Consider the following 21,482-nt stretch of genomic DNA (forward strand, 5'->3'; position numbering starts at 1 on the left):
ACTGGAACTTGGACTAATTAAGGCGTTCATTTTTTGTATCCAAAATAATTTAAGAGTTAGTTAAGAAATTTCTAATGGGTAGTTAAGATGTATGGATTATGATCATGTTAGTCAATTTAAAAGCTTAGCTTTTGCAGCATAAGAAAGCTTATACTTTCTCATCTCTCTAAAAAAACTCCCATGGGAGTTTTTTTTGTTTACATATACTTCACAGCAAGGAATCCCTATTTCTTATCCAAACGATATAAGTCAATTGATTTATACCCTTGTGATAAGATATCTATCATTTGTTGTTGGCGTTTGTCACGTGTTTTTTGCTGTTTAGCAGAAAATATATAACGTGCCCAATCCCTTTGATAGCCAGGTGTTAGCGATCGATAAAATTCCAACTCATTAATATGGCCTGCCAATAGTTTTTCTACATCCTTCACATTGTCCTCATAATCTGCAACACATTGACTTGCAGTAGACGACTTTTTGGCATTCTTTTTCTCATGTTTTAAACCGACAGCTGTAAAAACATCATCCATACTTACCATCCGCGAAAATTTCAAGTGGCTATTTTCTACATACCCATCTTCACCTACGTTCAATGTTGGAAATATTTCATCTCTATGAACATAGGTTTGATATCTCTTGTTACCTTTTTTCGGATATGCGAAGAATAAGTAACCTTTTTCTAATAGATGTTGCTCGTTAATAATATGTTTTGTATGCTCAACCATCTCATCAATCGATTCTACAAAAATAAAAATAGCATCATGATTTCCAGATAGTGTTGTCTGATGATCCGTAAAAATATTATAATCACTTGGTTGATTAATAACCGGCATATTTGTGTATTTAGTAAGGTTTAACTTATTAATGATTGTCATAAAACGTCTTCTCCTTATTATAGTTCTTATTGAAAGAACGGAATAATTTATATGATGGACCCTATTTTCTGTATCTATATCCATGTTAGCATAATATCATATTTCCGTAATCGAAATTTCAGAATTTTTCTAAATGAGTCCTGCTTCTACAATCCGTAAAAGCAGATGCTATGGAGTACTGATCTAGATTTGATTTTCCTCAGAGAAGAATAAAATCATTCAACATTTATATTAAAAAGTTTCTGTAGTTCGGTTTTACCTTTCGATGTTACTTTAACAGCACGTATGTTAGGTATACGTGTTATCCATTGTAATTCAAGTATTTTTACTAACAATGCATTACCCAAAGCTCCTGCAATATGATGTTGTCGTTCACTCCAATCTAAACAACAACGTGCAAATGCTCTTCGTTTATTTTTTTGTTCTTCTAAATCAATTCCGAACTCTCGAAAGAAGTTTGAACCTTCAGGTGTTACCTCAAAGTTTAAATCTACCTTATTGACAAAACCTTGTTGTATTAAAGAATTTGTAATCTGCACACCCATATAACCAGCTAAATGGTCATAACACGTTCTAGCGAAATGGATGGCACTTTTTTCTCTTGAATTTTTTAATGAAGTTACTGGAGAGTTAGGTGAAATGCTTAAGATTTGTTCTATCACTTTTGCTACATCACTATTTATTAATTTATAATAACGATGTCTTCCGTGTTTTTCTACGCTGATAAGATTTGCCTCAAGCATTTTATGTAGATGGAAACTTGCTGTCTGGGGTTTTACTTTTGCAATAAAAGCCAATTCACTGGCAGGATGTATTCTACCATCCATTAAACTTAATAATATAGCAGATCGAGTTGGATCAGATAATAGAGAAGCAACTTTCGAAACATTTGGATTCATATTTTCCCCTCCTTACATTCATATTTCGATGATAGTTGAAATTTTAAACATTTACAATATAAATGTAATACATTAAAGGGAGGAAAAAACGGAAAATGATGAAAATGGATACGCATAACTTTAAAGAAATTAAACCAAAGATTATGTATTATGGGACACCAACACTACTTCTAAACACGTTAAATGAAGATGGAACAACAAACATAAGCCCTATGTCTTCATCTTGGGCTTTAGGTGACTGTATTGTTCTTGGAATTGGACTTGGAGGAAAGGCAATAGAGAACTTAGAAAGACATAGAGAATGTGTCATCAATTTACCTAGTCCAAACCTTTGGGGAAATATTGAAAAAATATCATCTTACACTGGTAAAAAGGAGATACCACCTTATAAAAAAGAGATAGGGTTCTCTTATAATAAAGAAAAATACGAATCAGCTGAGTTAACACCTTTATATTCGAAATCGGTATTACCCACTCGTATTAAAGAATGCCCTATTCATATGGAAGCAGTAGTTAAAACTATTCGCATACCTGAATATAACTCATTGTTTGCTATTGTTGAAACACAAGTAATACACTTCCATGCAAACGACAGTATTATACAAAATGAAAATTATATCGATCCATCAAAATGGAGTCCTTTAATTTATAATTTTAGACATTACTTTGGATTGGGTCAGGAGCTAGGAAAGACCTTTCGTTCAGAAACTTGATCATTTACTCCTTATAAATATAAGAATGAATATAATTTACTAACCAACTTTGTACTAAGAAACGCTTGAGTTCATCTTCTGTATTTTTATAATAACTACTATATTCAAAACAGAAAAATGCTGACTCCAAAAGCCATTGATTTATGGTCTTTTGGGTCAGCCACGTTTAATACATGTATACTTTAAAAATGATTAATTTAGTAAAGTTCATTTTCAACTTCCATATCTAATCCCATTTGTCCTAGAAGCTGCTGGACAATAGCTAAACTTTGCTCTGTTTGCTGCTGCCAGCCTATAACTGAGTCCATAAATCCCTTATAGTTATTTGGAGCATTTTCCTTCATAACAGTTAACCATTTTGTTATTTCCTCGTCTTCCTTTAATCCATTCTGAACACATGCTATAAGAGTTTTAATAATGGATTCATGATCTTCTCCACTCTGCAATCGATTTGCACAGCCTAGTGCAGTAACCCTATGGTAGGAGGCTGGAACAAGGTGATTATGCATTTCTGCATTTCCTTCAAGATTTTCAGTTTCAGGAATATGAAATAATTGTGACGTCATGGAACAAACCATTTGTTCACCGTTCAAACTGTAGTTTAAATACTGTACTACAGAAGACCAGTCTTGTCGGTATGGATAGTAATAATTCAATACATTCACCTACTTTTTAAAAATATATAACATACTATGTATCGTTTGGGTTTTTGTCCTTAAAGCCTGTTAAATTACAAAAACTATACTTTAAAATAAGAAAAAACGACCCTTCGTATGGAAGAATCGCATCTATTAATAAAAGAGAACAAAAAAACACCAAGCACCTTATGGTAGCCTGGTGTTCGTACTTCACTTTTCTACTATTCCTCCCTGTATAAAATCTCGATCTATATCTTCACCTTGCACCCAATCTTTAAAATTAATATCTAAAACCTGATTACTGTGTGCAATGGTAGTAAGAATTCTTGATTTATTATAGGAGTATGAAAATGTATGAAGGGTCCCAAATAATTCTTCATAGTTAGTAAAAAAAATTGGTGAATCTCCCCTTCTAAAATGATCAAACATTTCATCATGTGTTAATTTACTTTTAAATAAATCTTGTAGGTGTCTATTCCGTTGTACCGATCCTCCAATTGATACTCTATTCTTATCTTTAAGTCTATCGTCCTGAAAATGATTAACACAAGATAATACTTCTCCTCTTCTCACATGTACTTTTTCTGGACTTGCCTCTACAACAGCTATACTACCTTTTTTATCTCCGAGCGAAAAATTGTAACAGGCCGCATGAGGCATTTCTTTCAGCATATTAATTGCATCATCAACTGAAGAACATTGGTCCAATATGACCCTTATTGCAACCCAAGGAGAAATACCAGTTGTATATCCGTTATTACTTACAAAGTGCAATCCTGCCACTAATCCTTCTTGGTTTACCCCATCATGCCTTCCCAATAGTTGAAGATTATACCCTGCTGAGGCGAAAGAGGTATTCGATTGAATTAAGCTAAATATCCCATCATAAAAATCTGGTGAAAAATCATAGTTCCTGACATAATAATCTTTTGTAATGATGGAAGAACATCCCATCGATTCCATTTTTGGAACATCATATCCACTAAATAAAGCAGCTGCTTTACTAGATGAAATCTCTAAACCTTGTGATAATCCTTCTAACTCGTCTAGTAAATGTGGAGCAAAGGAAGAATATATACATTTCATATTTTGATAATCGATCTCTGTTCTTGTAATAGCTTCCAAGAGCTTTACTATTGGTTTATTTCGAATATATTCTCCCATATTTAGCCCAATCCTAAATGAACTTTCTCTCATTTGAAGTACTTGAACTGTAAATTCCCGCAAAATCAGTCCCCCTTCCTTATCCATACTCTTTATTGGAAGTATATACGGAATGTTTTTATCTAGCTTGATATTTTGTGCTTTATTTGGACTGATTTGATTTTTTTACAATTTTGATTATATAAAACTTTTTCGTTTAACATTAAAGAAATTGCGGAGAGAATTAATAACTTTATAGTGTGCTAATCACAAACTCCCTAAACTTATCTTCCTCCTCTGAAAATGGATTATGATTACTCTCCTTAAAAATCGTTAATCTAGCATTCGGAATTAATTCTGCAATTTCGACTCCGAACTTCATTGGACATTGAACATCATATTTCCCAGTATAGATATAACTTGGTAGAGTTACAGTTTTTAATTCTTCCCTAACGTCATAGGTAGGATATTCAACCTTCCTAAAATAATCCAGCCGCTCTCCAACAGTTTTTCCACTATTTGGTTTTGTCATCGCAAGTTGGAGTTTCTCCTCCGAGTGATAAGACATTAGATCCCATTCATAGCCTAATTTTCTGCGTTTCTCAATAGGGGTTGTCGGATCATTTAATTTATCCATGATTTCAACTATTCGTTTAAAATTAGAATTTTTACTACAGTAAATACATTCAGGGTCTGCTCCATACTCATAACTTGCAGCTGCTCCACCCGCAATAATTTTCGTTAACGATGGGGATCGCTTAATCGCATATGTTAATGCCAACATTCCACCTGTTGAATGACCTGCGAATGCCCACCTGTTTATGTCGAGGGTTTCTCTAATCGCTTCTAGATCGTTCACTGCATGATCCATACTATATTCATGATCATCTATTGCTTTTTCTGAATTACCCGCTCCTTTTAAATTAATCAAATACACGTGATAAAATTCTGTAAAAGGATTGGCAAAGGAATTTCCCCGCTCATCAAAAGCACTATAATGATGTGTTACTGCTAATGGTTCTCCCTCTCCTTTTTCAAAGATTTCAAAAATTCCTCTATTGGTATCAATATATCTTTTCGTCCACCTAATTTTATCCTTCCATGGTTTTTAGAAAACTCGGCATTCGACAAGTCTTATGAAGAATGACAAGTTGCACTTATGTAGGATAGAAAAGATTATACTTTCCTATCTGACCAAAAACTTTATCCTATTTTATATGTACCGTGAATAACGTAGGGATACTTACTGCTTCCCAGTATCCATTATCATTTTTCTTTTATCTTTATGTAAAAAAACTAAGTTCATAGAACGGAATCCCTGCTTACTCTTCTCTTGTACAGATTTATTTTTTAACGTAATATTCTAAATTTTTTCATTGCGCATGGATGTTACCGTTTGTGGGATTCCTTGCTTCATTTGGGCACTCATCGGCTCTATGAGTTACCGTTTGAGTGCTTCCTTACTTCATTTGGGCTCTCATCAACTCTATGAGTTACCGTTTGTGGGCTTCCTTACTTCATTTGGGCACTCATCGGCTCTATGAGTTACCGTTTGTGGGCTTCCTTGCTTCATTTGGGCACTCATCGGCTCTATGAGTTACCGTTTGAGTGCTTCCTTGCTTCATTTGGGCACTCATCGGCTCTATGAGTTACCGTTTGAGTGCTTCCTCGCTTCATTTGGGCACTCATCAACTCTATGAGTTACCGTTTAAGTGCTTCCTCGCTTCATTTGGGCTCTCATCAACTCTATGAGTTACCGTTTGAGTGCTTCCTCGCTTCATTTGGGCACTCATCGGCTCTATGAGTTACCGTTTGAGTGCTTCCTCGCTTCATTTGGGATCTCATCACTTCGATGAGTTACCGTTTTGCATTTTCCCATCAGCGTTTGGGCTCTCATCACTTCGATGAGTTACCGTTTTGAGTTTTCCGATATGCTTTTGGGTAAAAAGAATAAAGGTCGCATCCCGAATGACTGGCACCTCATTATATTTGGGGTAAAATAGTCAAAAGTTCCTCAAGTCTTTCAATCTCATAACTAGGCTTTATATTTGTTGATTCTTTTAATTTTCGGTTGATCCATACAGATTTTATTCCCGCTCTTGTCGCACCAAGGATATCTGTATGTAGGTTATCCCCTACCATAATTGCTTCATCTTTATTTGCAGAACCTAACTCTAGTGCATGATCAAATATATTAGGATCTGGTTTACCACTTCCAAAGTCACCGGAAATCACCACATACTCAAAATAATCTTTTAACTGTGGAGTAATCCTTAATTTTGTCTGTTGTAGGCTTGGTGAACCATTCGTTAGAAGTAGTAGCTGATAATTTTCTTTTACCTTTTCTAAAACCTCGAACGTATCCTCAAAAACAAATGGATTATTCTTCCGTTCCTCTGGAAATTTATTAGACATTTCCTCGACCAATGATGCATCGTCAACACCTATCTCTTTTAATCCTCTTGTCCACGCTTCATTTTGATAGGATGGAGCAAGTTTCCTTAATTCACGAAACGATTCTCCTTCATCGTCGAACTCTCCCCAAAGCCCCTCGAATGGGTTAATTCCAATTTTCTTAGTAAAGGAATATGTATCATAAGACGCATAAAGTTCCCTGGCATGTAGTCTTACTTTTTCTTCCAACAAGGATGGAGCTACCCCATACTTCTCTTCAGCAATGGAGCAAGTATTATGAAAAGCAGCATTTACACTTTTCTCATCCCAGATCAACGTATCATCTAGATCAAATATAATAGTTTTAATCATCACTTCAGCCCCCTTCTTTCACTATATTACATGTTACGTATTAAATCACGGCTTCAAATAAAAATTTACAAAAATAAAGAGACGCCTATTAGTAGACGTCTCTTTATACGTATATTTGTGGCGAAGAATCATGTGGTTCACATGCACATGTATTACGTTATTCCTCGACTTACACAAATCAGCTCATCGCTATACTAGGATAACATGATTTTCGCTAACAAGATACTGGATTATTCTGGTTAACTAAAATTAATACACTTCAAAATTTTGCCCAGTTTGCTTTCCAACAACACTTTTCTTAAATGCACGAGCTACTCGTTGAACTGGAACAGGTTCAAATCCTGCAAAAAAGGTTCCCAATCGATCCCAGGATTCCTGCACAATGTTAGGACTAACACTATTGATTCTAATTCCCCTTGGCATTTCAATAGATGCAGCTTTAACAAAGGCCTTTACACCACCATTTGCCATCGCTGCGGATGCACCGAGCGGGATAGGATCATCCATCATGACACCAGTTGTTAACGTAAAGCTCCCTCCATCATTAACGTAGTCTAACCCTAGTAAAACAAGGTTTACCTGTCCCTTTAGCTTACTCTGGATGCCCCGTTCATTTAATTCTGGAGTCAGTTCAGATAGAGAGGCAAAATTAGCACCACCAGCCGCATTCACCACTGCATCTATTTTTCCAACTTGTTGATACATGTTTTTTATACTTTCTACAGAAGTATGATCAACGGAAACATCTGCCCCATTTCTTCCTGCACGTATAATTTCATGTTCTCCTTCTAACTCTTTAGCAATTGTACTTCCAATTGTTCCACTTGCACCGACGAGAAGTATCCTCACGCATAACAGCCCCTTTTTACGAATTAGAGATACTATTGTCATATTATGTTTTATAAAATCCTCTATATAAAAACATATCCACTAACTGCTGTTCATATGCCATATAATTATAGTAATAAAAAGCAACCCGCTGGGTCGCTTTTTTAAATTTGCCTTCGATTAAGTGGTATTCTCTTGCTCAGGTTTTTTGTATTTTATTAGGATAGCAATTATTAACCCCAGTACAGATGTAATACCTGCCACAATAAAGGATACATTTACCCCATGAATAGCACCTTGAATCCCTTCTTTCGGTATTGCTGCAGACGTCATCACGGACACAAGTAAGGCTGTACCTACTGCACCTGCTATTTGACGCATTGTATTACTCATTGCAGTACCATGAGGAAGTAGATCGTTAGGTAATAAATTTAAACCAGCAGTTGTAACTGGCATCATAACCATTGCAACGCCCAGCATACGGAATGCATGAACGACTGTTAAATAAGTAAATGTTGTTTCTTCCGTTAAAATCGCAAACATAAATGTTGTGACAGTTAAAATTATAAATCCAATAATGGATAACCATTTCGCACCAAATTTATCAAATAATCTCCCAGTTATAGGATTCATGAATCCCATAACAAGTGCACCTGGTAACAATATTAACCCAGACTCAAATGCAGTAAATCCAAGCATATTCTGAACATATAGCGGTAAAATGACAGCTCCACCAATCATTGCAATAAATACAACCATACCCAGTATCGTTGTCAATGTAAAGACAGGATACTTAAAGATTCGAAATTCAAGGATTGGTTCATCGATTTTCAACTGTCTTAAGATAAACCATGTTAATGTGATTGCTCCAACAATTAGAGAAATTAATACATGTGTACTAGTCCAGCCGGTACTTCCTGCCGTACTAAACGCATATAGAAGTCCCCCAAATCCAAATGTAGATAAGATAATCGATAAAACATCGACCTTCGGAAAGGTTTGCTTCGTCACATTTTTAAGAATGAAATAAGCAACAATAATATCAACAACAACTATTGGAAAAATGACATAAAATAAACTACGCCACGGAAAATGTTCTACAAGATAACCAGATAGTGTTGGACCAATTGCTGGTGCAAAGGAAATGATCAACCCAAACATTCCCATTGCTTGCCCTCGCTTTTCTATTGGGAAAATCAAAAACATGATCGTTTGCATTAGCGGCATGAGAATCCCTGCACCGGCTGCCTGGAGTACCCTACCCATTAATAGAAACGTAAAGTTTGGTGATAACGCTGCAACTAATGTTCCTAAAGCAAATAATCCCATTGCAGTGAGAAAAAGTCTACGAGTCGTAAATCGACCAATTAAAAACGCTGTAACTGGAATCATGATCCCGTTAACTAGCATGAAAATTGATTGTAACCATTGGGCTGTATTTTCTGTTAATTGTAAATCAGCCATGATATGAGGCAATGCAGTGGCTAAAAGTGTCTGATTTAAAATAGCTACAAAAGCCCCTGAAAGCAATACAATCATCAGTGGTGTTTTGTTTATAGTGGTTTGATCTCCTGGTTGTTCAGGAACTTGACTTTTAACCATATTCTTCCTTCTTTCCTCTATTTCTGTTACTATATTGATACCACAACAAGCATTTTTTATGAATGCTTATTGTGACCTTTAACTGTATAACAATAGGTTATTGTATCACAAATGAAAAAGTAACGAAAAGAAAGATGCTTATATAAATAATCTAAAATAGGAGTCTATCAAATGTGCTTAATAAACTTCCAATTTCATGAGCATCCAGCATATAAACTAATTGTTGCAGCAAATCGTGATGAATTTTATAATCGACCTACTGCTCAAGCAACGTTTTGGGAAGACCACCCGAATATTTTAGCTGGACGTGATCTATTGCAAATGGGAACATGGCTTGGAATAACAAAGCAAGGAAAATTTGCTGCATTAACCAATTATCGAGACCCAGCACATATGGGAGTAGGAAAGCGTTCACGCGGAGAAATCGTAAGTAATTACTTAGCAAGTCATACTCTACCAAGCGATTATCTTCAAGATATACAAGACAAGAAAGATCATTATATTGGATTCAATGTACTAGTAGGCAATCTTGACCAACTATATTACTATAATAATATTGAAGATGAAATTAAAGAAATCGAACGTGGCCAGACCTATGGCTTGAGCAACCATTTCTTAAATACTCCCTGGCCAAAAGTGATTAAAGGGAAAAATAATTTGCAACAATATGTTAAAAATAAGAAAGAGTTAAGCATAGACGAGCTTTTTCACATTCTAATGGATGCAGAAGAAGCAAAAGATGAAGAACTTCCTGACACTGGAGTGGGGTCAAAACTAGAACGGAAGCTGTCCCCACTCTTCATCGATATGCCTGACTACGGTACTCGTTGTTCAACGATTTTACTCGTTAATCAAGATAATCAAGTGACCTTTGTAGAGCGTACCTATAAAAGCGGGAAATACGTTGATGAGAAGAAATATACCTTTCAGATTGAAAAATACCGACAGATATAACCCTGTCGGTATGTTCATGATTGAATCCCCATCATATCCCAGGATGTGATAATACCTAATAGTTCCTCAGAATTCTTACCATTTTCTGTAATAAGTAATGCATCAATTCGATTTCCTTTTTCAATTTGATCTTTAAAGATGCCAATCGCTTCATATACAGTTGTATCCCTACCAATAAATTTAAAATTACTGTTCTTTTGATATGGTAATATTTCCTCTATTAAAGTTTCTGAACCCGAAGAAAATTTATTATCCGCTAACCACTTTGTAATAGCACTTTCTGTAAAAAGCCCTTTAAATTCATCCTCGTAATAAACAGGAAATTTTGAAAAACCTTTTTCATGAATTGCCTCTAAAACGTCGGATAATGAATCTTTAACCTGAAAGGATACTACCCTTCTAGAAAACATAGGGATGACTACTTTTGGTTGTGTAATATCTTTTTCAATTTTTTCAATATGCTTAACTACTGAGTCATGAGGTTCAGCAATAGCATGCATCGTATCAATCTTATCGTGAACAATAGCGTTACGTAGCTCCGCATACTCTAACAGATCATCACTGTATTTACTTACAATAGAATTATATTTCGCAAGAATCTTGACTGCTTTTGCAAACCCTATTCCTTTACTATTTTGCAATTCCTGTCTTAATGCTTTTTCAATTCGATTAAAAGCCGCTAAAAATTTTTCTGAATTCTTATACATCATATTTACTCCTTCGAAAAAAATAGAGACTCTCACTTGAGACCCTAGTATGATGTTACGATAATTTTATAGAATCAATTATTTCTCTAATAAGTCTATTAAAAGATCTGGTCTATCAGTAATAATGCCGTCTGCGCCTAGTTCGATTAAGTCAGTCATTAGATTTTGTTCATTGATTGTCCAATAATGAACATCCAATCCGATTCGTTCTGCACCTTTAATCAGTTTCGGATCCATTAAATCAAAGCTGCCTTCTTGTGTTGGTATTTGAACCGCTTCTACAGTTGGCCAATATAATCCATTAAGTAAAAATTTGTGAAAGGCAACAAACTTGGTAACTTCCTTTCTTCCACCACTAACTAAAGCTTCTTCATTGGAAATTTCCTTAACCATATCCATTATTTCTTGATCAAAAGATGCAATCAGAACATGCTCTTCTAGATCATACTGCTGAATTAAACTCCAAAGTTTTTCAGCGATTGGTAGGTACAACTCAGGATAATTAGAATCCTTTATTTCAATATTCCAACGCATATTGGGGATTTCATCAAAAATTTCTTCCACGGTCGGTATATACACATCTTGGTCGTGATACCTATTCTCTCCATTTATATCCGTAAAATACGTTGCTGCATCAAGGGATTGTACTTCTGCTAATGTCATATCGTTGACTATTCCCTCGCCATTTGTTGTGCGATCAACCGTAGGATCATGAATGGCTACTAGGTGACCATCCTTCGTTATATGCACATCGAATTCAATGACATCTACTCCCAAATCCGCAGCATTACGGAATGCCTCTAACGTACTAGATGGCGCTAAATGCTCTCCACCTTGATGTGCTATTACTAGAGGACGATCATTCTCAAAGTAGGGATGTTCTGAAATTTTAGGTACTGGAAAAAAATAAAGAATACCCCATAGTAATACCAATCCCCCGAGAATTATCCCTATTATTTTCAACAAAGATTTCTTTTTTGTTTTGTTTGCTGTTGTTTTTAGTTCAACATTCCCATTCAATGAAGTAATCCCCCCCATTTTTAATAAGCGTAGACATGGATATCCATTATTAAGAGATTTTTGTCCCGTTCTCTACATCCTCATCTGGTTTTAATAGAACGACATCACCCTCTTTAGGTACTCCTCCAATGATTAGAACTTCCGACTTATATCCAGCAATTCGCATTGGTGGAAAATTTACTACTCCTACTACTTGTCGACCAATCAGTTGATCGGCTTCATATCGTTTGGTAATCTGTGCGGAAGATTGTTTAATCCCCAATTCCTCACCAAAATCAACCTCCAACTTGATAGCAGGTTTCCGAGCTTCTGGAAATGGCTCTGCCTTGACTACTGTTCCAATCCGTAAATCCAACTTCATAAAATCATCAAACGTTGCCATAAACTTCCCTCCAACTAAATATTTTGCTTATATCATACCAATGGTGCCTGTCACTTGTCGAATTTCGACAAGTGACAGGCACCAAAAAAATAAAATAATTTTGATTTTTTGAAACTATTTCTTTATGATGAACGTATAGTATGTCATAACATACGAGATTTTCAGATGATAAGGATGGATGCATATGACTGTTTTTGGAATGGATATTCACTCATTTTATTTAACAATACTACTTGTTTCAGGATGTATCACTGTTCTATATATTTTCTTTGGAGATGTGTTGGACGCCGTAGGAGAAGGTATTGTCTTCTTAAATCCTGCCCTAATTTTATCCTTTATTACGTTTTTTTCTGCATCTGGTTATATATTAGAAGTAATTACCTCACTATCTAGCATTCTAATAATTGTTATCTCAGTAATTACCGCTTTTATACTAGATACCATTCTACATTTCTTTGTACTTGTTCCTCTATCATCAGCGGAAGAATCTTTAAGTTACACTGAAGAATCCCTGAAAGGAAGGGTAGGAAAAATTATCATTCCGATCCCAGATGATGGATTTGGTGAAATCATTATCGAAAGTAAAAGTGGTACCATTTCCAAACCAGTAGCTAGCTATGAAAATACACCCATAGAAGAAGGTACACAAGTACTTGTAATCGAAGTTGAAAAAGGTGTCCTACACGTTGTTCCCTATGAAGACTTGGATACTGAGCAATCTTAATAATTATGCAATCCCATTAGGGTCTGTATATTTATAAATAATTATTTTAAAGGAGGAAATACATGTTTACAGATGGCTTGACAGGCATATCAATTGTAATAGGTATTGTCGTATTCTTATTAATTGCATTAGTAGCAGTATTTGTTAAGAAATATCGAACTGCCGGTCCTGATGAAGCACTTATTGTAACTGGTAGTTACCTAGGTGGAAAAACCGTACATACGGATGAATCTGGTAATAAAATTAAAATCATTCGTGGTGGAGGTACGTTTGTATTACCAGTTTTCCAACAAGCAGAACCTCTAAGCTTACTATCTAGCAAACTAGATGTTACAACCCCAGAAGTTTATACGGAACAAGGGGTTCCAGTAATGGCTGATGGAACAGCTATTATTAAAATTGGTGGTTCCATTGGTGAAATTGCAACAGCAGCAGAACAATTTTTAGGTAAATCAAAAGAAGACCGTGAAAACGAGGCTAGAGAAGTATTAGAAGGGCATCTTCGTTCTATTCTAGGTTCAATGACAGTCGAAGAAATTTATAAAAACCGTGAGAAGTTCTCTCAAGAGGTACAACGTGTAGCCTCTCAAGACTTAGCGAAAATGGGACTTATTATTGTCTCCTTTACCATAAAAGATGTACGAGATAAAAATGGTTATTTGGAATCATTAGGTAAACCAAGAATCGCTCAAGTAAAACGAGATGCCGATATCGCAACTGCGGAAGCAGATAAAGAAACACGTATTAAACAAGCTGAAGCAGCAAAAGATGCGAAAAAAGCAGAATTAGAACGTGCAACTGAAATAGCAGAAGCTGAAAAAGAAAATCAAATGAAAACTGCCGATTATCGTCGTGAACAAGATGTCGCAAGAGCACGTGCAGACCAAGCCTATGATCTTGAATCAGCACGTTCTAAGCAGGAAGTTACCGAGCACGAAATGCAAGTTAAAATTATCGAGCGACAAAAACAAATCGAATTGGAAGAAAAAGAGATTCTACGTCGTGAGAGACAATACGATTCTGAAGTTAAGAAGAAAGCAGACGCAGACCGTTACGCTGTCGAGCAAGCTGCCATTGCAGAAAAAGCGAAACAAATTGCTGATGCAGATGCGAATCAATACCGAATTGAATCACAAGCAAAAGCTGAAGCGGAACAAGTTCGAGTGGATGGTCTTGCAAAAGCCGATTCCCAAAGAGCTCAAGGGGAATCCGAAGCAGAGGTTATCCGCCTAAAAGGTCTAGCAGAAGCAGAAGCGAAACGAAAAATTGCCGAGGCATTCGATCAATATGGTCAAGCAGCGATCCTCGATATGATTGTCAAAATGCTTCCTGAGTATGCTAAAGAAGTGGCAAGTCCATTATCTAATATTGATAAGATTACAGTTGTTGATACTGGTAGCAGTGGTAGCGATGGTGGTGCGAATAAAGTATCTGGCTATGCCACAGACTTAATGGCTACATTACAAGAGTCTCTAAAAGCATCATCCGGCATCGATGTTAAAGAATTACTAGAAAATATCGTAGGAAAAAAGAATTTACCAGATGATATCGATTTTAATCGAATTCGATACGAAAATGAAAACAACGAAAAACAAATGGTAACCACAGAAGTCGAGAGTGAAAATTAAACGAAAAGGAACAATCCGAAAGTGGATTGTTCCTTTTCTTAATACAACCCAAACCAATAACCAATTACAGCCCCAATATAGTTTCCAATAATATATCCAAGTGTACCAACGATTAATATCGGTGCTACTAACTTACTCCAGCCTTTTGAAATAGCCATTGCTGCTGCCGTAGTTGGTCCACCAATATTGGCATTACTCGCAATAATTACTTCTTCTAGGTTGAACTTAAAGATTTTACCGAGTACAAATGAAATAATCATATTCATCGAAACCATAATAAACACCAGTACAAGTAACAACGGCGCATTTTGTAAAATGATTGGAAGAGATGCTGGAACACCGATAACAACAAAGAAAATATAAATCAAATACGTCCCAATTTCATGTGCTCCATTAATACGTTCAAAATACCGAGAAAAAATTGTAACTGATAGTAATGTAATCGTAGTAAGCATTAGATAATTATCGCCCAAAATCCCACTTATAGCATTCAATAGAAATGGAGCATCTACACCCGATGGTATGATCCTTCCGAAAAGCTCAGCTAATTTAAAGGAAATCGCTACAAGTACAAATGCTGTCCCAACAGCTAGTCCGATATCTTTTAAAGAAATCTCTTTCCCTTTCCAATAGGAAGCAGCTAGATTACTATTTCCATCCTCACTATTTTGTTCCAACTCATCAATATACGGCGTCTTAAATCTTTTTCGAAAGAAGCTTAATGCTGGAATTAAGATCAGTACAAGGAAATATAATGCCATCATCAAATTATCAGCTACTACAGCCGAAGAAACTAACTCACCAGGTGTATCAAACCTAGCAGATAAAGCCGCCAAGTTCACACTTCCCCCAATATATGAGCCTGTCATCATTGCGGTTACTTTATCCAAAACTGGAATTAGATCTTTTAATAGGAAGAAACCAACAATTGCTCCAACTACTGTTCCAATTGCACTAATTAAAAACATCAATAATAGCCTTCCGCTTTCATTCCATATCTTTAGAATGTTAGATTGAAATAATAGTAGCGGAATTGCCAGCGGAACAACATAACTCCATACCGTATCATATACCGGGGAATCAGTTGGAATAACATTGAAGTTAGCTAATAGCATTGCTCCAACTAGTGCAATGATTGCTCCTGAAATTTTCGATGCCCACTCGTATTTCTGTTCTAAGTAAATACTCACTGCTGCCCAACCAGCTAAAAACGCCCAAAGAATCCATGTATCATCGGGTTGAATAATTGTATGTACCATTTTCTTCCCCTCTGCTTTATTGATTTTTAGAAAAATTATAAACCTAGTTATTCTTGTTAAATTATACAAAAACATCATTAATATAACAATTGACCCGTTTCTAAAATAAAGAAAGACAAGCTATTAGAAAAAAGCTTGTCCATTTAAAATACATTCTTTATTTTACCATGTTAATCCTAACTAAGTTTTCCCAAATAATACAGGAATCCAACTGATGATAAAAGTGTTAATAGTGCAATTGCAAATCCCAACAAAAACACCCTTTCATGGAATAGTCCTATACATTGCATTTTTCTATGACCTAATCATATTAATTCAATAGCACAAAAGAACAAATCGTTACATTCTTACGGCAACATATTACCAGCTGCTAAATAGATACCATACCATTCTTCTCTTGTTAATTCTACCTCAGCTGCTTTAGCAATCTCTGACAGACGTTCTGGATTCATCGTACCTACTACAGGCTGAATCTTCGCTGGATGCCGTAAAATCCATGCAATAGCTACTGCTGATTTAGAAATGTTATATTTATCACCGATCTCTGCAAGCTTATTGTTTAACTCAGGAAATTTGTCATTATCTACAAATACACCTTCAAAAAAGCCATATTGGAATGGAGACCATGCTTGAATAGTTATATTATGTAACCTGCTATAATCTAATACACTTCCATCCCGATCCACTCCATTTTCATGCTTCATATTTACAAGTAAACCTGTGTCAATCATACCCGTATGCATAATACTAAATTGCAATTGATTTACAATTAAATCCTGCTCTACATATTTCTTTAACAGCTCAATTTGCATCGGATTATGATTACTTACGCCAAAGTGATGAACTTTTCCACTTTCCTTTAATGTAGCAAATGCTTCTGCTACTTCTTCTGGTTCAACAAGTGTATCCGGACGATGAAGAAGTAATACATCAATATAATCTGTTTTTAAACGCTGTAAGCTTTTATCAACTGATCCTATAATATGTTCTTTTGAAAAATCAAAATACCCTTTTCGAATACCAGTCTTAGTTTGCAAAACCATCTTCTCTCTAATAGAAGGATTCATACCAATTGCTTCAGCAAAAATTTCCTCTGATTTACCACCAGCGTAAATATCTGCATGATCAAAGAAATCAATTCCTAACTCTAAGGCTTGATTCATTACAACTGCTGCTTTTGAGCTCGACAACTCCCCCATTCTCATACAACCTAAAGCTATATTAGATACGGGTATATTACTTGTTCCTAATTTAATTTTTTTCATATAAGCACCTCATTTAGTGTTTACTCCTGTATGTTATCTATTATAACTCTTGAGTACCACTATTACCAATATCGCCCAATTGGAGGGCAAGTTTATCTTCTTGACTTTTCAATTCATACTAAATATAGTGGGATTATTGGTTTTTGTTAATTTTGTCAAATTATATTTTTTGAAACAAATAAATTTGATAAATTCAGCAACCTATTTTTTAGTAAATTGGGGTGATTTCTTGGGCTATTTAAAGCGATCTATGTTACAAATAATACCTAGTTTATTGATATTAACGCTTATTATATTTGCACTCGTCTACGTTGCTGGTGATCCTGTATCACAAATGCTCCCAGAAAATGCAACTGCAGAGGATCGTGCAATACTTAGTGAATCGCTTGGTCTAGATCAACCATTTCATATTCAATATTTTCAATACGTAGGTGACCTAATCCGTGGTGATTTTGGTATGTCCTACCAATACCAAGAGCCAGCATTGGAATTAGTTACAGAACGGCTTACTGCTACAATTGCTCTTTCTTTAATGGCTATGCTAGTCGCGATTTTTATTTCGATTCCATTGGGAATACTTGCTGCCATAAAACGAAATACCATTATTGATTTTCTTGTTTCTGGTGTTTCCGTTGTTGGGAAAGCGATGCCTAATTTTTGGATTGGAATCATGTTAATTCTTTTCTTTGCTGTAACACTACCTATTTTCCCTGTGTCTGGGGCAGATACCCCACTCCATTTCATTTTACCTTCTATTACACTAGGTGTTGCACTTGCAGCAGAAATGACTAGACTAGTACGAGCTAGTGTATTAGAGGTAATTGAACAGGAATATGTACAAACAGCTAGAAGCAAAGGACAAAAAGAGTCCATTGTTATTGGAAAACATGTTTTTCTAAATTCACTCATCCCTATTGTAACCATCATTGGATTGCAATTCCCACAGCTAATAGGTGGAGCAATCGTTGTTGAGACTGTTTTTGCATGGCCAGGTATTGGCAGGCTACTGTTAACAGCTATTGAAACTAGTGATATGGCAGTCGTACAGGCCATCGTATTTGTGATTGCTATAATTACTATTCTAGCAAACATGTTAACTGACATTATTTACCGTGTACTAGATCCTAAAATTAAGTATAACTAGATCAGAAACAGATTAGGAGCGTCTTACGTTGAATAACAATCTATCACATTTAAGCAAAATCAAGAAAGTTCGCTCCCGGTTGATGGAACTTTCCACACCATTAGGGATTATAGGTTTTATTACTGTTAGTATCATTGTATTAATGGCAATATTTGCTCCGTGGATTGTTCCACATGATCCATTTGTAATTGACGCAACTAAGCGCTTGACCCCACCTGCATGGATAGATGGTGGATCAAGCACGTATATATTAGGAACAGATCATGTTGGACGTGATATCCTTAGCAGACTAATATATGGAAGTCGTGTGTCCTTATTGGTAGGAATACTTTCAGTACTTATTGCTGGAGCGATTGGGTTATTTCTCGGACTAATATCCGGTTATTTTGGAGGGACTTTGGTTGACCAAGCAATCATGCGAATTGTAGATGCTATGCTTGCCATTCCTACTCTATTATTAGTTTTAGTAGCCATCGTTGTGTTTGACCCAGGATTAGTTACTTTAATTCTAGTAATCGGTCTTACGAGCTGGGCTCAATATACTAGATTAGTACGCGGAGAAGTACTAAGTGTGAAAGAAAGAGAATTTGTTCAATCTGCTAAAACATTAGGAGCTAGTAATACCCATATTATTCGAAAGCATATTATTCCCAATGTATTATCTTCCTTTATTGTAGTTGCTACTATTGGGATCGCAACAGCGATTATGACAGAATCCTCCCTAAGTTTCTTAGGTCTAGGTGTACAACCACCTGACATTACTTGGGGAAGCATGCTGAATGATGGAAGAAACTATATTGCAACAAGTTGGTGGATTGCTACATTTCCAGGACTTGCAATAACCATTACCGTTTTAGCGATTACATTTCTAGGAGATTGGTTACGCGATATACTTGATCCTAAATTAAAAAAAGGAGGGGACGAAGATGACTCATGATTCACATCAAGATGCCCTTCTTTCGGTAAACCATTTAGTTACCCAATTTCCAGCAAAAGGAAAGAAAAACATCACAGTAGTCGATGATATCTCCTTCGATGTGAAACCTGGAGAAATTGTTGCGATTGTCGGAGAATCTGGAAGTGGAAAAAGCATAACCTCTCAATCTATTATGGGGCTGTTAAAGAGTGGTGGAACAATTGCTAATGGGGAAATCCTGTATCAAGGACATAATTTGGTAGAGATGTCAAAAAAAGAACGCAGAAAATTACGAGGCAAAGAAATGTCTATGATTTTTCAAGAGCCAATGTCCTCTCTAAATCCGATGTTACGAGTAAAAACGCAAATAGCTGAAGCATTGAAAATCCATGTCCCAAAGCAATCACCAAAAGAAAGAATGGAAAAAGTAATTGAGCTACTTAAACAGGTAGAGATTCCTAATGCAGAAACGGTAGCGACCTATTTCCCCCACCAGTTATCTGGCGGGATGCGTCAACGAGTAATGATTGCCATTGCATTAGCAGGAGAACCCAATTTATTAATTGCAGATGAACCAACAACAGCTTTAGATGTTACCACTCAAGCGCAAATACTTGCCTTAATAAAAGACTTAAACAGTCGTAACGGTACCGGAGTCATTTTTATTACGCATGACCTTAGTGTTGTTGCTGATATCGCTGACCGAGTACTTGTTATGTATGCTGGAAAGATAGTAGAAGAAGCAACAGTGTACGACCTATTTGAGAACCCACAACACCCATATACGATGGGGCTCATGAAGGCAATGCCAACACTAGAGACACAATCGGACTTATTAGATCCCATACCAGGAAATGCCCCTGATATTGCTAATAAGCCGAAAGGATGTCCTTTTCATCCAAGATGTCCATTAGCAACGGAAAAATGTGTAGAAAAGATACCGGAATTAAATCCCATATTAAATGATCATTCTGCCCGCTGTATATACCCTGGGAAGGGAGGCAATAACCATGAGCAATGAAGATGCCTTGCTAAAAGTTACAGATTTGAAAAAGCATTTCCCACTCCCAAGAAAAAAGAAGAAACAGGAACAAGCTTATGTAAAAGCGGTGGATGGTGTTAATTTTTATATAAATGCCGGTGAAACCCTTGGGATAGTTGGGGAATCAGGATCAGGAAAATCAACCGTTGCTAAATTAATCATGCAATTACTACAGCCCACAGATGGACAAGTTGTTTTTCATGGTAATGATGTGTTTACACAATCTAAAAAAGATAGAAAGCAAACCCAGAAAAAGTTACAGATGGTATTTCAAGACCCATATGGCTCCCTAAATCCAAGAATGACTGCCAAAGAAATTGTAACAGAGCCACTACTTATTCATGAAAAACTATCAAAAAAGGAATTGGAATTGCGAGCTCTAGGACTACTAGAGGAAGTTGGACTTGGCATGCAGCATCTAAATCGCTATCCCCATCAATTTAGTGGTGGACAAAGGCAGCGATTAAGCATTGCTAGGGCAATTGCTTTAAAACCAGATCTAATAGTATGTGATGAGGCAGTATCCGCTTTAGATGTATCTATCCAAGCGCAAATCCTAAACCTGCTTAAACAATTACAGAAAAACTACGGGATCGCCTTTATCTTTATCGCACATGGTTTACCAGCCGTTAAACATATTAGTGATCGTATTGCCATAATGTACGCAGGGAAAATTGTAGAAATTGCGGATAAGGAGGAAATTTTTAAAAACCCTAAGCATCCGTATACAAAAGCTTTACTTAACGCGGTTCCCCCGTCTCACCCACGTTTACGTAAAGAAAAAACGCTTGTTCAAGGGGAAACACCAAGCTTTGATATTACCACTAGCGGTTGTCCCTTTTACAATCGCTGTATGAATGCAAAAGAAGATTGTAAGACAAATGCTCCAGAGCTTATAGAGCATGAGAAACATCATGAATATGCTTGTCATTATCCTGAACAAGCTAGCAATAGAGAAAACTAGGAGGAATAATTTC

At 36.1% G+C, this 21,482-nt stretch carries 21 protein-coding genes; 8 read left to right on the forward strand and 13 right to left on the reverse strand.

Going from position 1 to position 21,482, the window contains the following annotated elements:
• Positions 1-224: 224 nt before the first annotated feature.
• Both GMD78_RS10745 and GMD78_RS10750 read right to left on the reverse strand, forming a co-directional pair.
• Positions 225-875, reverse strand: a complete 651-nt coding sequence (locus tag GMD78_RS10745) for a YdeI/OmpD-associated family protein (RefSeq protein WP_155668829.1) — start codon at positions 873-875, stop codon at positions 225-227.
• A gap of 215 nt (positions 876-1,090) precedes the next feature.
• On the reverse strand, positions 1,091-1,774 hold the full coding sequence (locus GMD78_RS10750) for an ArsR/SmtB family transcription factor (RefSeq protein WP_155668830.1): 684 nt from the start codon (positions 1,772-1,774) through the stop codon (positions 1,091-1,093).
• 95 nt (positions 1,775-1,869) lie between these two features.
• Here GMD78_RS10750 and GMD78_RS10755 point away from each other — a divergent pair, with 95 nt between their 5' ends.
• Entirely contained in the window at positions 1,870-2,487 is a 618-nt protein-coding gene (locus GMD78_RS10755) for a flavin reductase family protein (RefSeq protein ID WP_155668831.1), read from the forward strand.
• Positions 2,488-2,684: 197 nt separating this feature from the next.
• Here the strand turns inward: GMD78_RS10755 and GMD78_RS10760 are convergent, their stop codons facing one another.
• From GMD78_RS10760 to GMD78_RS10785, 6 genes are all read right to left on the reverse strand, one after another.
• On the reverse strand, positions 2,685-3,143 hold the full coding sequence (locus tag GMD78_RS10760; RefSeq protein WP_155668832.1) for a hypothetical protein: 459 nt from the start codon (positions 3,141-3,143) through the stop codon (positions 2,685-2,687).
• Between the two features lie 192 nt (positions 3,144-3,335).
• Positions 3,336-4,352 carry a C45 family autoproteolytic acyltransferase/hydrolase gene (locus GMD78_RS10765; RefSeq protein WP_155668833.1) on the reverse strand — a complete coding sequence of 339 codons (1,017 nt, stop codon included), beginning with the start codon at positions 4,350-4,352 and terminating at the stop codon, positions 3,336-3,338.
• Positions 4,353-4,521: 169 nt separating this feature from the next.
• Positions 4,522-5,358 (reverse strand): alpha/beta fold hydrolase, encoded by an 837-nt coding sequence (locus GMD78_RS10770; protein ID WP_343042266.1) that lies wholly within the window; start codon positions 5,356-5,358, stop codon positions 4,522-4,524.
• An 893-nt stretch (positions 5,359-6,251) separates the two neighbouring features.
• The gene (locus GMD78_RS10775) at positions 6,252-7,034 is read right to left on the reverse strand and encodes an HAD family hydrolase (protein WP_155668834.1); all 783 of its coding nucleotides are present in this window, start codon (positions 7,032-7,034) and stop codon (positions 6,252-6,254) included.
• Between the two features lie 249 nt (positions 7,035-7,283).
• The gene (locus GMD78_RS10780; protein WP_343042253.1) at positions 7,284-7,883 is read right to left on the reverse strand and encodes a short chain dehydrogenase; all 600 of its coding nucleotides are present in this window, start codon (positions 7,881-7,883) and stop codon (positions 7,284-7,286) included.
• Between the two features lie 159 nt (positions 7,884-8,042).
• The gene (locus GMD78_RS10785) at positions 8,043-9,464 is read right to left on the reverse strand and encodes an MDR family MFS transporter (protein WP_155668836.1); all 1,422 of its coding nucleotides are present in this window, start codon (positions 9,462-9,464) and stop codon (positions 8,043-8,045) included.
• Positions 9,465-9,635: 171 nt separating this feature from the next.
• Here GMD78_RS10785 and GMD78_RS10790 point away from each other — a divergent pair, with 171 nt between their 5' ends.
• Entirely contained in the window at positions 9,636-10,418 is a 783-nt protein-coding gene (locus GMD78_RS10790) for an NRDE family protein (protein WP_155668837.1), read from the forward strand.
• Positions 10,419-10,432: 14 nt separating this feature from the next.
• Here the strand turns inward: GMD78_RS10790 and GMD78_RS10795 are convergent, their stop codons facing one another.
• The 3 genes from GMD78_RS10795 to csaA all read right to left on the reverse strand — a co-directional run bounded on the left by GMD78_RS10795 (position 10,433) and on the right by csaA (position 12,527).
• Entirely contained in the window at positions 10,433-11,125 is a 693-nt protein-coding gene (locus tag GMD78_RS10795; protein ID WP_155668838.1) for a CBS domain-containing protein, read from the reverse strand.
• Positions 11,126-11,203: 78 nt separating this feature from the next.
• Entirely contained in the window at positions 11,204-12,145 is a 942-nt protein-coding gene (locus GMD78_RS10800; RefSeq protein ID WP_246187630.1) for a glycerophosphodiester phosphodiesterase family protein, read from the reverse strand.
• Between the two features lie 49 nt (positions 12,146-12,194).
• Positions 12,195-12,527: a chaperone CsaA gene (csaA, locus tag GMD78_RS10805; RefSeq protein ID WP_155668840.1), complete on the reverse strand. Its 333-nt coding sequence runs from the start codon at positions 12,525-12,527 to the stop codon at positions 12,195-12,197.
• Between the two features lie 184 nt (positions 12,528-12,711).
• Between csaA and GMD78_RS10810 the strand changes: the two genes are divergently transcribed.
• Together GMD78_RS10810 and floT are read left to right on the forward strand one after the other, a co-directional pair.
• Entirely contained in the window at positions 12,712-13,251 is a 540-nt protein-coding gene (locus tag GMD78_RS10810; protein ID WP_155668841.1) for an NfeD family membrane protein, read from the forward strand.
• Between the two features lie 62 nt (positions 13,252-13,313).
• Positions 13,314-14,879 carry a flotillin lipid rafts scaffold protein FloT gene (gene floT / locus GMD78_RS10815; protein WP_155668842.1) on the forward strand — a complete coding sequence of 522 codons (1,566 nt, stop codon included), beginning with the start codon at positions 13,314-13,316 and terminating at the stop codon, positions 14,877-14,879.
• A 38-nt stretch (positions 14,880-14,917) separates the two neighbouring features.
• Here the strand turns inward: floT and GMD78_RS10820 are convergent, their stop codons facing one another.
• Together GMD78_RS10820 and GMD78_RS10825 are read right to left on the reverse strand one after the other, a co-directional pair.
• The gene (locus GMD78_RS10820; protein WP_155668843.1) at positions 14,918-16,138 is read right to left on the reverse strand and encodes a DUF819 family protein; all 1,221 of its coding nucleotides are present in this window, start codon (positions 16,136-16,138) and stop codon (positions 14,918-14,920) included.
• A gap of 347 nt (positions 16,139-16,485) precedes the next feature.
• Entirely contained in the window at positions 16,486-17,403 is a 918-nt protein-coding gene (locus GMD78_RS10825; RefSeq protein WP_155668844.1) for an aldo/keto reductase, read from the reverse strand.
• Positions 17,404-17,632: 229 nt separating this feature from the next.
• Between GMD78_RS10825 and GMD78_RS10830 the strand changes: the two genes are divergently transcribed.
• The 4 genes from GMD78_RS10830 to GMD78_RS10845 are packed head-to-tail and all read left to right on the forward strand — an operon-like array spanning position 17,633 to position 21,469.
• The gene (locus GMD78_RS10830) at positions 17,633-18,547 is read left to right on the forward strand and encodes an ABC transporter permease (protein WP_246187631.1); all 915 of its coding nucleotides are present in this window, start codon (positions 17,633-17,635) and stop codon (positions 18,545-18,547) included.
• A 28-nt stretch (positions 18,548-18,575) separates the two neighbouring features.
• Complete coding sequence (locus GMD78_RS10835) at positions 18,576-19,484, forward strand: ABC transporter permease (protein WP_343042254.1); 909 nt, start codon at positions 18,576-18,578, stop codon at positions 19,482-19,484.
• A complete protein-coding gene (locus GMD78_RS10840) occupies positions 19,474-20,484 on the forward strand; it encodes an ABC transporter ATP-binding protein (RefSeq protein WP_155668845.1) in 1,011 nt (336 codons plus the stop codon). The genes GMD78_RS10835 and GMD78_RS10840 overlap by 11 nt, the downstream gene beginning before the upstream one ends.
• Positions 20,474-21,469: an ABC transporter ATP-binding protein gene (locus tag GMD78_RS10845; protein ID WP_155668846.1), complete on the forward strand. Its 996-nt coding sequence runs from the start codon at positions 20,474-20,476 to the stop codon at positions 21,467-21,469. Before GMD78_RS10840 ends, GMD78_RS10845 begins: the two co-directional genes overlap by 11 nt.
• The last annotated feature ends 13 nt before the right edge of the window (positions 21,470-21,482 follow it).

The organism is Ornithinibacillus caprae (genome assembly GCF_009728145.1).
GTDB classification, from domain to species: Bacteria; Bacillota; Bacilli; order Bacillales; family Amphibacillaceae; genus Ornithinibacillus; species Ornithinibacillus caprae.